This is a genomic window from Flavobacterium sp. DG2-3 (genome assembly GCF_030730925.1).
Classification (GTDB): Bacteria; Bacteroidota; Bacteroidia; order Flavobacteriales; family Flavobacteriaceae; genus Flavobacterium.
In genome coordinates this window covers 59,175-73,729 of the sequence record NZ_JAVAMB010000012.1, presented here as the reverse complement: position 1 = coordinate 73,729, position 14,555 = coordinate 59,175, and the positions used below count along the sequence as shown (strand labels likewise).

Genomic DNA, 14,555 nt, shown 5'->3' with positions numbered 1-14,555 from the left:
GTTTTGAAAATTTATATATTGTGTTAAAATTTTAATTTAATAGGAATAAAAAGCATTAAAACGAGTTGGTTTGTTTGCTTTTTCCGAGTAAGTTCTGAATATCTTATTTACATAAAGAAGTAGTATATGGTTTTTGATTTATATGGAAATGACGATTGCTTAGAGCTAAATAATTTTTACAAAAAATTGTTGGCCGAAATGCCCGACCTGCTTTTTCAATTTGTTATTGATTCCGATAATAATTACACTTTTCCCCTTGTCAGTAAATCGGCAGACGAAATATTTGAACTTTCTGCAGCCGATTTTAAAAATGATATAAAGTATATAATCTACGATCGAATTTTACCTCAAGATCGCGATCATTTTTTTCAATCGTTAGTTGCGGCTAGAAAAGAAATAAAGCCGTGGGAAATTGAGTTCAGAGCCATGCTTCCTAAAAAAGGAATCCGCTGGTTTAAGATTTCTTCCAAAACAGAATCTTCAGCAAATGGAAATGTAATTTTTTACGGACATGTTTCAGATATTACCGAATTAAAAGATAAAGAAGAAAAGCTTAGAATTTCAGAAGAACGATTTCAGTTTGCTCTTGATGCTTCTACGGTAGGAATTTGGGATTGGGACATGGTTACCAACAGGGTTTTTTATTCCTCCTTGTCTCTTAAAATTTTAGAATTAGAATCTACCGACGTTTTTGATGATCCAGAGCGTTGGGATAAAATCGTGCATCCAGACGATCTTCCAAAATATTACTCTGATATTCATGAGCATTTTGATAACAAGATTCCGTTTTACGAAAATTACCATCGTGTAATGACTTCCAGCGGTAATTACAAGTGGATTTTAGACCGTGGAAAAGTGATCAAACGGGATGAAAACGGAAAGCCTTTGCGTGTAATTGGAACTCATACCGATGTTTCTGCTCAAAAAGAAAAAGAACTTGAGCTTATAAAAACAATGAAATTATACAGCGATCAAAATAGCCGATTGTTGAACTTTTCGCATATTGTTTCGCATAATTTAAATACACAAGCTGGGAATATAAAATCGATTTTAGATTTTATTGATGCCGATGTCAATAAACAGACCGTGGCTGAAATGCTGGAACATTTGCGTACTGTTTCTAATGATTTGAATGAAACGATTTCGAATCTTACTCAGATTGTGAAAACGCAAAGCAATATTAATATAGCCGTAGTGCCGCTAAAACTTTGTGAATATGTCGAAAAGACAATTTCGACGATTAAAGGTTATGATAAACAGCGTAAAGTGACTATTGTAAACAACGTTCCGAAGTATTTAACGATTAATTTTAATCCCGCGTATATGGAAAGTGTTTTGCTGAATTTTACAACAAATGCTATTAAATATGCGCATCCAGATCGAGATCCTGTAATTACTTTTGATTTTGCAATAGAGCCTGAAGGTTTTAAATCGCTTAAGATTACAGATAATGGCCTCGGAATCGATTTGAAAGTTTATGGCGATTTATTGTTCGGAATGTATAAAACTTTTCATAAGCATGAAGAGGCCCGCGGAATTGGATTATATATTACAAGGAATCAAATTGAAGCGATGAAAGGAACTGTGGAAGTGGAAAGTGAAGTAGGAGTAGGGACAAGCTTTAAAATTGTTTTTAATGATATGTAGGTTTTGAGGCTTCTTTTGTGAAGAATGTTTTAGAAAATAGAAATAGAATAAAGAGAATAGAATAAAGAAAATAGATTGTATAAATAAAAATAAAGGCTGTCAATTGACAGCCTTTATTTTTATTTATGTTTACTTGGATTATTTAGCAATGTTTACAGCTCTAGTTTCTCTAATAACTGTAACTTTTACCTGTCCAGGATAAGTCATTTCTGTTTGAATTTTTTGTGAAATTTCGAAAGATAAGTTTGCTGCGTTATCATCAGAAACTTTTTCGCTTTCTACAATTACACGAAGCTCTCTACCAGCTTGAATTGCATACGCATTTTTCACACCGCTGAATCCGTAAGCTACATCTTCAAGATCTTTCAGACGCTGAATGTAAGAATCTAAAACCTGACGTCTTGCACCTGGTCTAGCTCCAGAAATAGCATCACAAACCTGAATAATTGGAGAAAGTAAAGATTTCATTTCAATCTCGTCGTGGTGTGCTCCAATCGCGTTGCAAACCTCTTCTTTTTCACCATATTTTTCAGCCCACTGCATACCTAAAAGTGCGTGTGGTAAATCACTTTCTGTATCAGGCACTTTTCCGATATCGTGTAATAAACCAGCCCTTTTTGCCAATTTCACGTTTAGTCCTAATTCTGCTGCCATAATACCGCAAAGTTTAGAAACCTCTCTCGAGTGCTGTAATAAGTTTTGTCCGTACGAAGAACGGTATTTCATTCTACCCACAACTTTAATTAATTCTGGGTGTAAACCATGAATTCCTAAGTCAATAACAGTACGTTTTCCAACCTCGATAATTTCGTCATCAATCTGTTTTGCTGTTTTAGCAACAACTTCTTCGATTCTTGCAGGGTGAATACGTCCGTCAGTTACTAATTTGTGTAAAGACAAACGAGCAATCTCTCTACGAACAGGATCAAAACAAGAAAGGATAATTGCTTCTGGCGTATCATCAACAATGATTTCAACTCCCGTAGCCGCTTCAAGAGCTCTAATATTACGACCTTCACGACCGATAATTCTACCTTTTACATCGTCAGATTCAATGTTGAAAACAGATACACAGTTTTCAACCGCTTCTTCCGTTCCAACTCTTTGAATAGTGTTGATGATGATTTTTTTAGCTTCTTGCTGTGCTGTAAGCTTAGCCTCTTCAATAGTTTCCTGAATGTGAGACATTGCTTTTGTTTTAGCTTCAGCTTTTAAACCTTCAACCAATTGTTCTTTTGCTTCTTCGGCAGAAAGACCAGAAATTACTTCTAATTGCTGTAATTGACTTTTGTGAAGTTTGTCAACTTCAGCTTGTTTTTTGTCTAAAACTTCAATTTTATTATTGAATTCAGCTGTTTTAGCTTCAAATTCGTCATTTACTTTTTTAGCTTTAGAAAGTTCATTAGAAACTTGAGATTCTTTATCACGTACACGTTTTTCTACTTCAGCCACTTTTTTATCGCGTGCTAAAATAACTTGTTCGTGTTCTGATTTTAATTCGATAAAACGCTCTTTTGCTTGAAGGATTTTATCTTTTTTAATGTTTTCTGCTTCTAAATTAGCGTCTTTTAAGATAGAAGCGGCTTCTTTTTTAGCGTTTTTGATTAGGTTTGAAATATTACTTTTCTCGATAATTTTAGCTATTGCAAATCCTGCTGCAATACCTACAATACCAATAATGATCGTTATGATGTCCATGTTTGTTAGGGTTTATATATAAAAAAAGCCTACATTAATTGCTTGTATAAACTCGTAAAGACAAGTTTTGAGCTAACTCACTGTTCAAGTTTCCCAGCCAAAAGGAGGGCATACTATAGTAGCGACGATTTGCTCATTCTAAATTGTTAGTGTTGAGTTTACCAATTGTGAACTAATGTAGGCAGTATCTTAGTTTCTGTAAAGAACGTTTAATTTTCGAGATATTGATCTAAAAGCGTGTTTAATCTTTTAATTCTTTCGATGGTTTCTTCTCCGTCGATTGCATTATCAATCTGTTTTTGTTCTACTTGCGATGCAAATTGTAATGCACACATGGCTAGAACGTCTTGTTTGTCACGAACCGCGTAGTTTTCTTCGAACTGCTTTATCATAGCATCAATTTTTTTAGAAGCACTTCTAAGTCCTTCTTCCTGAGCGGGTTCAACCGTAAGTGGGTAAACGCGGTCGGCAATTGATATTTTAATTCTAAGCTTTCCGTCCATACTGTTAATCTGATAGTTGCGCTATACAGTAATCAATTTCGCGAATTAATGAATTTATTTTAAGCTTTGTCTCTCTCTTGTTATTGTCGCTGCCAAGCAACGAATTGGCTATCTTAAGTGTTTCATTTTGCTTCTTCAAAGCTTCCATTTCCTCAGATTGTTTCTGGATAATTTGCGCAGCTTTGGCTAGTTCTAATCGTAATACTTGATTGTTTTGTTCGAAAGCTTTTGATTTTTCAAAAAGCTTTTCGACTTTATATTCAAGAGTATCAATTATTTCTGCAATTACACTCATTATACATCCTATTCATTACTTAATCATACAAAGTTAGTATTCCTTTTTATTAATGCAATTTTTTCTCGATTTTTTTGCGTTAAAATTAATCAAATTAATGAATTTCAGTTAATTGTATTTTTTGTGGTCTTTTTCTTGCTTTTATTGGTTAATTTTTCGCTATCTTAGCAAAAATGTTGCTTATGAGATTTCCTGTACTTGCCCTTTTGATTTGTAATTCTATATTTGCTCAAACGCAATATCCTAAAGACTATTTCCGTCCTCCGCTTGATATTCCAATGCAACTTTCTGGTAATTTTGGAGAGTTAAGACCTAATCATTTTCATGCTGGTTTTGATTTGAAAACCAATCAGAGAGAAGGGTTGACCGTGCATGCCATTGCTGATGGTTACGTTTCTAGAATTAAAATTTCAACTTATGGAAACGGAAAATGCATTTATATTACACATCCAAACGGATATACGTCTGTTTATGGGCATTTGCAAACGCCAACTGGAGCAATTCTTGACTATGTAAAGAATACGCATTACAAAGAAAAGGCGTATGAAATCGAAATGTTTCCAAAACCAGATGAACTTCCTGTTGCAAAAGGAGACATAATTGGTCTTTCTGGAAATACAGGTTCTTCTGAAGGACCGCATCTTCATTTTGAAATTAGAGATACAAAAACAGAATTTGTAATCAATCCGATTTTCTTTGGCTTTGACCAAAATATAAAAGATACTAAAAAGCCTACTTTATCCAGTTTGTATGTTTATCCGCTAGATAATGCAACGGTAAATCAGTCAAAACAGCCTTTGCTGGTTAATATGACACTTCAAAAAGATGGAAATTATCTGGCTTCTAAAGTTAAAGCTAACGGTAAAATTGGTTTCGGAATCAATGCCATTGATACTGATGATGTGTCTTATAATAAAAATGGGGTTTTTAATGTTTCGACTTTTTTAAACGGAAATCCGAATTATAACTATCAGTTCGATACGTATTCTTTTGACGAAATGCGCTATATCAATGCTTTTATCGATTATCAGCGATATAAAAAAAGCGGACAGCGTGTGCAGAAACTTTTTATGAAAACGCCTTTTGCTTTAAGCATTATTAATACAGATGCGCTTAGAGGTGTAATTACGGCAGAAGCCAATTTGGAATCAAATTACAGAATTGAGGTTTCCGATTATTTTGGAAACCAAAGAACGGTTACGGTTCCTATCGAATACGATACTGCAACTCCACTTGTTGAAGCTGAACCTGTAATTTCTAAATACTTTGTAAAATACGACAAAGATGCAATTTTTGAAAAAGATAATATGTCTGTTTTCTTTCCTGCAGGTACATTCTACGAAGATTTTAATATGAATTTTGATGTGAGAAATAACAAAGTTTATATTCACGATGACACGGTTCCAGCGCATTCAAATTTTACGATTACGATAAAAGATGCCTCTTATCCAGAATCTTTGAGAGATAAACTATACATCGGTAAAGGAACAAGTTTTAACGGAACGATTAGAAAAGATGACGTTTTTACTGCCAAAGCAAAAGTCTTGGGTGTATACGGTTTGGTTCTGGATACAATTCCGCCAGTTATTAAAATTGCCAAACCTGTTGAAGGAAAATGGATTAGCGATCAAAAGAAAATTGATTTTACGATAAGTGATTCTTTGTCGGGAATAAAATCTTATAATGGTTATTTAAATGGAACTTGGGTATTGTTTGAATACGAAAATAAAGCTAGAAGAATTACGCATACTTTTGATGAGCAATATTTGGCAGATGGAGAAAACGTTTTAAAAATCGAGGTAGTTGATAATGTAGGAAATACTACTATCTTTGAAACACGTTTTCTTAGAAGTCAAAAAAAATAAAACCCAAAATCTTTGAGTAACAACAGGTTTACATTCGCTTTTCTTTTTCTCTTTTTCAGCTGTAGCGCATTAGCTCAAAACGCTCGTATTAAAGGGCTGATTTTAGATGCCGAAAAACATCCTGTTTCGGGTGTAAATGTTTCTTCTCAGGATATTGCTGTACAGTCCGATTCAAATGGATTTTATGAAATTGTAATTCCGTCAAACAAAAAAGTTTCTTTGATCTTTACTCACGTTTCCTTAAAAATGATGAGTCTGACGGTTAGTTTAAAAACAAATGAAGTTTTTGTTTTTAATCCGATCATGAATAATTCTGAGGAGCAAATGGGCGAAGTGTTTGTTTCTTCTGGAAATAGAAAACGAGTTCAGGGAATTACATCAGTTGATACTGAAACCATAAAGAAAATTCCAGGCGCCAATGCGGGAATAGAAAATATTTTGAAAACACTTCCAGGCGTTAATTCAAATAACGAATTGAGCACACAATATATGGTTAGAGGTGGAAATTATGACGAAAATCTAGTTTATGTAAATGAAGTAGAAGTATACCGTCCGTTTTTAATTCGCTCGGGACAGCAAGAAGGACTTAGTTTTACCAATACAGATTTAGTCCAAAATGTTGAATTTTCAGCAGGTGGATTTCAAGCTAAATTTGGAGATAAATTGTCTTCTGTTTTAGATATTACGTATCGCAAACCAACTCAATTTGGTGCAGCTTTTGAAGCCAGTTTTTTAGGAGGAAGTGCGACTGTCGATTTGGTTTCTAAAAATAAAAAATGGTCTGCTGTAACGGGAGTTCGCTATAGAAATAATAGCCTTTTGGTGAATAGTCAAGATACGGACACCAATTATAAGCCGACTTTTGCAGATATTCAAACCAATGTAAATTATGATATTTCTGAAAAATGGCAAATGAGCTTTTTAGGAAATATTTCTCAAAATAAATATTCGTATGAACCTTTGGTGCGCCAAACTAATTTTGGAACAGCAGACCAGCCAATGGCACTTGCAGTTTATTATGACGGACAAGAAAAAGATCAGTACGATACTTATTTTGGAGCTTTGAAAACTACTTGCAAAGCTTCGCCTACGCTTACTTTAAAATTAATTGGATCTTTATTTCATACGACAGAAAAAGAGCATTTTGATATTTTGGCTCAATACCGTTTAGGAAATGTAAATGCTGAAGATCCAGAAAATGCTTCTGGAGTAGATTTTACACGCGGAATCGGTTCTCAGCTCAATCACGCTCGAAACGATTTGGATGCTTTGATTGCGAACATCGAATTGAAAGGAATTAAAAACTGGAAGGAAAGCCAATTGGAATTTGGTTTAAAATATACAAGAGAATCTATTCGAGATCGAGTAGTGGAGTGGGAAGTAATCGATTCTGCAGGGTTTTCTATAAATCCGCCAGTAGCAATTTTGCCAGAAAACAATCAGCCTTATACACCTTATGCAGGTCCGCTTTTACCTTATAAGAATATACGAGCGACGAATTTTAATACTGTAAACCGTTTTTCTGGTTATGCACAATGGAACAAACAATCAGAATTAGGATCAAGTCAGATTTGGTATCATTTGGGAGCGCGTTTCCAAGGATGGAATGTTGAAGGCGCTTTAGAAGAAGGAAAAACGCAGTTTGTGGTAAGTCCGCGTGCGCAATTTGCGATAAAACCAGATTGGGATCGCGATATGGTTTTTAGAATTTCTGGAGGGTTGTATCATCAGCCACCATTTTATAGGGAATTGCGTGATCTGGATGGAGTGGTGAATCCGAATGTGAAAGCGCAGGAAGCGGTTCATGTCGTTTTGGGTAACGATTATAATTTTAAAATGTGGAATCGCCCTTTTAAATGGGTAACGGAATTGTATTATAAATCACTTTCAGATGTAAATGTATATTCGATTGATAATGTCCGAATTCGTTATGTGGCGAATAACGATGCCAAGGCATACGCTCAAGGTTTAGATTTTAGATTAAATGGCGAATTTGTGCCTGGAACAGAATCTTGGGTAAGTTTTGGCTATATGAAAACCGAAGAGAATTATGAAAACAAAGGTTATATCGCTCGTCCGACAGATCAGCGTTTAAAATTTGCAATGCTATTTCAGGATTATATGCCTAATATTCCAAGTGTAAAAGTATATTTGAATTTGGTTTATAATACGGGATTGCCAGGAGGCGCACCAGCCTACACAGATCCGTATTTGTATCAAAATAGATTGAATGATTACCGAAGAGCCGATATTGGTTTTGCAAAAGTTTTTGTTGATAGTAGTACGCAGAATACTAAAAAAGGCTGGCTGAAAAACTTTAAAGAGCTGTCTCTTGGACTAGAAATTTTTAATCTCTTTAATAATCAAAACGCGATTACAAATACTTGGGTTCGCGATGTGTATTCAAAAAATCAATATGCGATTCCAAATTATATGACTTCGAGGGTTTTTAACGTTAAGTTAAATGCGAGGTTATGAGAAATGCTATTTAAAAATAAATAGTAATCTTTTTTTAATGTGTAATGTTTATATCAGACTTTTATTTATTGCGGTGGAAAATGGTAATGAATTTTTATAAGCATGGATTATTCTAAACTGTATCAATTTTTAAAAAAGCAAACTGGGAAATTCTTTAATGACCAATCTCCAAATTATTGGATTGAAAAAGATTTAGGGATTTATGGAGATGAAGCAGTGGACTTTTTGGTCCAATTTTCTAGTGATTTTGATGTAAACATATCAGATTTTAATTTTGCAGAACATTTTAATTCTGAGTCAGATAAAATCAGTCTCTTTGTATCTTATTTTTTTTAAAGAAAAAACAAAAAAGATTTAACAATACAAGATTTAAAGGATGCTTTAATTAAAAGAAGATTGGAATAAGAAGATAATTTAGTGTCATCTTTATTGGTAAAATCCAAAAATACAATCAAAAATAGTATATTTGATAATCGTATATAACCATTATAGATGAAAAAGTATTTTAAATATATCGCCCTAATACTTGTCGGGACAGTAATTAGCTGTCGAGAAGAAGTTCAAAAGCCAAAAGTAAGTTATGGCGCTTCAAACAAAGTAAGCGTTGCCAAAACAGATTCTACACAAATTGAAATTGCCGATCTTCCTATCCAAATGGAAGGAACAAATTATTTAATTCATCCCGTAGGTGATTTAAGAGTGTATGAAAGAGGTTCTAAAGCAAGATTTGGTTCGTCTAGCGTAAACGATGTGAGTTTTACGATTTCGAATTTAGGCGAATATGAAATTACAGGTTACCTGCAGAATTTAAAATTTCAAAAAGTAGATTCAGATTCTATCCGACCTTTATCGGATAAACCAGTTTTAATTTTAACGGCTACTTATCTGAAAACTGTTGCAGACAGAACGCATAATAATGTTATGGTTTACACCCTGACAGATTCAGATACTAATAAAGACGGAAAAATTGATACCAGCGATATCAAAACGTTATACCTAAGTGACATCAGCGGAGAAAACTTCACAAAAGTCTCAGCAGATTTAGAAGAATTAATCGACTGGAATTTAATTGATTCTAAAAACCGTCTATATTTTAGAACTATTGAAGATACCAACCAAAATGGTCAGTTTGATAAAAATGATGTGCTGCACTATAATTATATTGATTTAGCTTCTAAAAAGTGGGAAGTTAAGGGGTATAAGCCTATTTAAGGTGATGAGGTTCTGAGCTTCTAAGTTTTGCGCACTCTCGTAAAAAAAACGTCTAGAAATTTTAAATTTCTAGACGTTTTTTTTATTTAGGTTAAAGGAAAATCTCTTCTAATCCTCTTAATCTGTGGCTAAAAAAAAACTCAGAAGCTTAGAACCTCAGCACCTTAGAAGCTTTAAATCAATATATCACTCTCCAAATCAGACTTCTCGATTTCAAAACCAAAATCTAAGCGTTCAACCAATTCTATTACCAGTTTTTTATACCAATTTTCAGACTTTGGATGAATGTATATCTTTTCAATTAATTGGTTAATATCGACATTTATTTTTAAACCGTCATTTAGTTTGATATCACTTTTTGAAGTATCAGTCAAAATGCGGACTTCACGTTCGTATTGAAAGCTTTTTCTTTTGAATAAAAACGGAAAAAACAAATCGTCAAACGGAATGTATTCTTTTCGATAGTCGATATAATTGACTTCTCCGATAAATTGATCGAAATTGTTCTCGGGTTTTAATGCTTTCTGCAAACGTCCAATGGTCGATTGAATGGCTAATCCTTCGCTATTTTGAGTAAAAATCTGCCACATGGCAAAAGACTCATATTCGTTAATATGCCAGCTGCTTATGGCAACTTGTTCGCGATGTGTTTTATAGTATTTTAAAAAATCAGGATTGTCAGTAGCGAGTTTTTTAATCTCCTCGTAAGTTGGTTCGCTAAAAGTGCCTTCGTATTGATCTTCAAATTTGTCTGAACGAGACATGAAAAGCTTTTTTGAAAGCAGCAGATCAAGAAATTTAGATAAGTCCAGATATTTCCAAACGACAGTGTTAGGATCTTCAGGAAGTGTAATGTTTGGGTTGTTAAGATACATTTTCGTGAGATTAACGATTTATTCTTTAACTCACCTAAAGTTATAAAATAAAACACAGATTAAAGAAATTAAACTGAGTTTTAATATTTCCTTAATCTGTGTAAAATAATTGGGTTATGCTGTTTTTTTTTAAGATTCGAAAGACTGCATAGTAACCAATTTATTGTAAGTTCCGTTGAGTGCGATTAGCTCTTCGTGAGTTCCTTGTTCAACGATTTTTCCTTTTTGCATTACGACAATCACATCTGCTTTTTGAATAGTAGAAAGACGGTGCGCAATTACAATCGAAGTTCTGTTTTGCATCATGTTTTCAAGCGCCACCTGAACAAATTTTTCGCTTTCGGTATCCAATGCTGATGTTGCTTCGTCTAAAATCATAATCGGCGGGTTTTTCAATACGGCACGAGCAATTGATAAACGCTGTTTTTGTCCGCCAGAAAGTTTGTTTCCGCTGTCTCCGATATTAGTATAAATTCCTTGCTGCAGCTCTTTTACAAATTCGTAAGCATTAGCAATTTTTAGTGCTTCGATAATCTCGTCATCAGTTGCATCTAATTTTCCTAAAGAAATATTTGCCTTAATAGTGTCATTAAATAAAATGCTGTCTTGCGTAACCAATCCCATTAAACTGCGAAGCGATTGCAAATTCATATCTTTAATGTTGGTTCCGTCAATCGAAATTGTTCCATCATTCACATCATAAAAACGAGTCAGTAAATTGGCAATAGTACTTTTTCCGCTTCCAGATTGTCCAACCAAAGCAACAGTTTGGCCTTTTTTAATTTGAAGAGAAAAGTCCCTTAAAACGGTTTCTTCTTCATATTTGAAGTTTACATTTTGAACGCTGATATTGTCATCAAAAGTTGTTTTTTCAATAGCTTTTTCTTTAGAAGTAATAGGATTTTCCTGCTCCAGAATTTCTAAAACACGTTCTGCAGCAGCATTTCCTCTTTTTACTCCATAAGAAGCTTTAGAAATTGCTTTTGCTGGAGTCAAAATGTTATAAGCCAATCCCATATAAGCAATGAAAGAAGCGCCGTCAAGGGTTTTATCAATTAAAACCATTTGGCCTCCGTACCATAATAAAATTGCGATTACCGTAATTCCCATAAATTCGCTTGCAGGTGAAGCTAGATTCTGGCGATTTCCAATGCTGTTTGATAATTTGAAGAATCTTTCGGTTGAATTTTGAAAAACGGTATTAAAGTAATTTTCAGAATTATATCCTTTTACCACTTTTAATCCTCCGATAGTTTCTTCGATAGTAGAAAGAAAATGACCTTGTTCCTGTTGCGCTTTCGAAGATTGTTTTTTAAGCTGTTTTCCAATTAAAGAAATAATGTAGCCAGAAACGGGGATAAAAATAAATACAAATAAAGTTAGCTTTGGGCTTATGAAAAGCATGGCTGCAATTGTAAAAAGAATCGTTAGAGGTTCTTTTACGATAAGCTCCAAAATGGCTAAAAATGAAGTTTGAACTTCGTTAACGTCTGCAGAAATTCTAGAAATTACGTCACCTTTTCTTTTTTCAGAATAAAATGACAACGGCAGTTCCAGCGTTTTTTTGTACATCGCATTACGCATGTCTCTTAAAACTCCATTTCTTAAAAAGTTAATAAAGAACATAGCCAGATAGTCAACTAGGTTTTTTAGTAAAAAGATACTGATAATTCCGGCTACCATAATTGATAATGTACGGCCAACACCATATTGATCGGTAGTAGTCGTTACGTAATAGCTTAAATAATTTTCTGCGTATGTTTTAATGTGCAAAATTCCTTCGTAAACTGGTTCAACAGTCTTTCTTTTGGTTTGATCAAATAAAACTTGAATCATCGGGATCAACGACATAAAAGAAAGTGTGCTGAAAAGCGCGTATAAAACATTAAAGAAGATGTTTAAATAGGCATATCTTTTATACGGATATATAAAAGGAACTATTTTTTTGAAAGTACTCATTTATTTTTTGGGTGTTATTTTTGGTGCTTTAGAATCTCTCACAAAGTTTTGAGATTTTCGGTGTTTATTTTTGTAGGGACAAAATTAATCCAATTGAGGTGTTTTCAATTTCTTTTTAGTTTTTTTTATAAAAAAAAACTCTGATCTATATTGTAAAATACAAATCAGAGTTCTAGAATTTCAAAGTATGTCAAGAATGAACGTACTTATTTTATTAGTTTAACTGCATATCAGCAATAATATTCTTGATTTTTCCGTCTAAGAATTCTTCGGCTGCGTCAAAATCTGAAACCGATTCTAATTCTGCATTTACGCTGATGTAGAATTTAATTTTAGGTTCTGTTCCACTTGGTCTTGCGCAGATTTTAGATCCGTCTGCCGTGTAATAAATCAACACATTAGATTTCGGAATATCCATTGTAGATTCTTCGCCTGTCAATAAGTTTAAAGCAATAGACGATTGATAATCCTCAACCATAATTACTCTTTCACCGTTGATTTCTTTTAGAGGATTCTCACGCAAATCAATCATCATTTGGTTGATTTCCTGTAAGCCTTCCATTCCTTTTTTAGTCAGAGAAACTAAAAATTCTTTGTAGAAGCCATTTTCTACATAAAGCTGTAAAAGTTCTTTGTAAACAGAACTTCCGGCTGCTTTAGCTTGAGCGGCAACTTCGCAGATTAATAGGGTTGCGGCAACAGCATCTTTATCTCTTACGGCATCGCCAACCATAAATCCGAAACTTTCTTCACCGCCTCCGATAAATTCTAGTTCAGGAAAATCTTTGATCATTTTAGCGATCCATTTAAAGCCGGTTAATCCAACTTTGCACTCAACGCCGTAGCTTGTAGCCAATTCCATCATCATTGGAGTGGAAACAATTGTAGAACCAACAAATTGTTTTCCGTTTAGTTTGCCTGCTTTTTTCCATTGTTTCAATAAGAAAGAAGTCATTAAAACCATAGTCTGGTTTCCGTTCAATAAAATCATTTTGCCTTCATTGTTACGAACGGCAACTCCTAAACGGTCGCAGTCAGGATCTGTACCTACTACGATGTCAGAATTTGTTTTATCAGCAAGAGCCAAAGCCATTGTTAAAGCTTCTGGTTCTTCTGGATTTGGAGATTTTACAGTTGGGAAATTTCCGTCTGGAACAGCTTGTTCTGGAACAATATGAACATTTTTATATCCAGCTTGTGATAAAGTATCTGGAATTGATTTTATAGAAGTTCCGTGCAATGAAGTAAATACAATATGAAGATTGTCTTTGGCTTCAGCCGGAGTATTAAAACTTGCGTTTTCGATAGACGATTTTATAAAAGCTTTGTCTATTTCAGTATCGATATATTGAATCAAGCTTTCGTTTGCATTGAATTTGATTTTGTCATAGCTCAAACTTTCAATTACATTGACAATTTCTTTGTCTTGCGGAGGAACAATCTGTCCACCGTCTTGCCAATATACTTTGTAGCCATTATATTCTGGCGGATTGTGAGAAGCTGTTAAAACAATTCCGCATTGGCATTTTAAATATTTAAGAGCAAAAGACAATTCTGGAGTTGGTCTTAAGTCAGAAAACAAATACACCTGAATTCCGTTTGCAGAGAAAACATCAGCAACCACTTTTGCCAGCGTGTTACTGTTATGACGGCAATCGTACGCAATAGCAACTTTTAAAGTTTCGTTTGGAAAAACTTGGTGCAAGTAATCAGATAATCCCTGAGTATTTTTTCCAAGCGTATATTTATTGATTCTGTTGTTTCCAATACCCATAACGCCACGCATACCACCAGTTCCGAATTCTAAGTTTTTGTAAAAACTCTCTTCCAGTTCTTTTGGCGAAGTTGTCATTAATTCCTTAACTGCAGCTTGCGTTTCTTGGTCAAATGTTGGTGTTAGCCATTCGTTTACAGCGTTTAATATATTAGGTGCTATATTCATTTAAATTTCGTTTTATGTTTATTCTAAAAATAATTTTTTATCAAGGACTGCAGGTGCTGTATGCAATAATTTTGTGCCTTA

The 14,555-nt window shown here is 34.0% G+C and carries 11 protein-coding genes; 5 read left to right on the top strand and 6 right to left on the bottom strand.

Features of this window, described 5'->3' with window-relative positions; all coding sequences use genetic code 11:
* Window positions 1-126 precede the first annotated feature (126 nt).
* Window positions 127-1,647 carry a PAS domain-containing protein gene (locus Q9Q97_RS16470; RefSeq protein ID WP_306159075.1) on the top strand — a complete coding sequence of 507 codons (1,521 nt, stop codon included), beginning with the start codon at window positions 127-129 and terminating at the stop codon, window positions 1,645-1,647.
* A gap of 138 nt (window positions 1,648-1,785) precedes the next feature.
* Here the strand turns inward: Q9Q97_RS16470 and rny are convergent, their stop codons facing one another.
* The 3 genes from rny to Q9Q97_RS16455 form a co-directional block, all read right to left on the bottom strand.
* Complete coding sequence (rny, locus tag Q9Q97_RS16465) at window positions 1,786-3,345, bottom strand: ribonuclease Y (protein WP_306159073.1); 1,560 nt, start codon at window positions 3,343-3,345, stop codon at window positions 1,786-1,788.
* Between the two features lie 209 nt (window positions 3,346-3,554).
* Window positions 3,555-3,848, bottom strand: coding sequence for a cell division protein ZapA (locus Q9Q97_RS16460; protein ID WP_008464801.1), 294 nt, complete (start codon window positions 3,846-3,848; stop codon window positions 3,555-3,557).
* A gap of 4 nt (window positions 3,849-3,852) precedes the next feature.
* Window positions 3,853-4,143, bottom strand: a complete 291-nt coding sequence (locus Q9Q97_RS16455; RefSeq protein WP_008464802.1) for a hypothetical protein — start codon at window positions 4,141-4,143, stop codon at window positions 3,853-3,855.
* 182 nt (window positions 4,144-4,325) lie between these two features.
* Here Q9Q97_RS16455 and Q9Q97_RS16450 point away from each other — a divergent pair, with 182 nt between their 5' ends.
* The 4 genes from Q9Q97_RS16450 (at window position 4,326) to Q9Q97_RS16435 (ending at window position 9,698) form a co-directional block, all read left to right on the top strand.
* Window positions 4,326-6,008: a M23 family metallopeptidase gene (locus Q9Q97_RS16450; protein ID WP_306159071.1), complete on the top strand. Its 1,683-nt coding sequence runs from the start codon at window positions 4,326-4,328 to the stop codon at window positions 6,006-6,008.
* 12 nt (window positions 6,009-6,020) lie between these two features.
* Entirely contained in the window at window positions 6,021-8,486 is a 2,466-nt protein-coding gene (locus Q9Q97_RS16445) for a TonB-dependent receptor (RefSeq protein ID WP_306159069.1), read from the top strand.
* A 102-nt stretch (window positions 8,487-8,588) separates the two neighbouring features.
* Window positions 8,589-8,822 (top strand): DUF1493 family protein, encoded by a 234-nt coding sequence (locus Q9Q97_RS16440; RefSeq protein ID WP_306159067.1) that lies wholly within the window; start codon window positions 8,589-8,591, stop codon window positions 8,820-8,822.
* Between the two features lie 156 nt (window positions 8,823-8,978).
* Window positions 8,979-9,698, top strand: coding sequence for a hypothetical protein (locus Q9Q97_RS16435; protein WP_306159066.1), 720 nt, complete (start codon window positions 8,979-8,981; stop codon window positions 9,696-9,698).
* 173 nt (window positions 9,699-9,871) lie between these two features.
* Here the strand turns inward: Q9Q97_RS16435 and Q9Q97_RS16430 are convergent, their stop codons facing one another.
* The 3 genes from Q9Q97_RS16430 to Q9Q97_RS16420 form a co-directional block, all read right to left on the bottom strand.
* A complete protein-coding gene (locus tag Q9Q97_RS16430) occupies window positions 9,872-10,573 on the bottom strand; it encodes a DUF2971 domain-containing protein (protein WP_306159064.1) in 702 nt (233 codons plus the stop codon).
* Window positions 10,574-10,702: 129 nt separating this feature from the next.
* A complete protein-coding gene (locus tag Q9Q97_RS16425) occupies window positions 10,703-12,532 on the bottom strand; it encodes an ABC transporter ATP-binding protein (protein WP_306159062.1) in 1,830 nt (609 codons plus the stop codon).
* Between the two features lie 214 nt (window positions 12,533-12,746).
* The gene (locus tag Q9Q97_RS16420; protein ID WP_306159060.1) at window positions 12,747-14,474 is read right to left on the bottom strand and encodes a phospho-sugar mutase; all 1,728 of its coding nucleotides are present in this window, start codon (window positions 14,472-14,474) and stop codon (window positions 12,747-12,749) included.
* Between the last annotated feature and the right edge of the window lie 81 nt (window positions 14,475-14,555).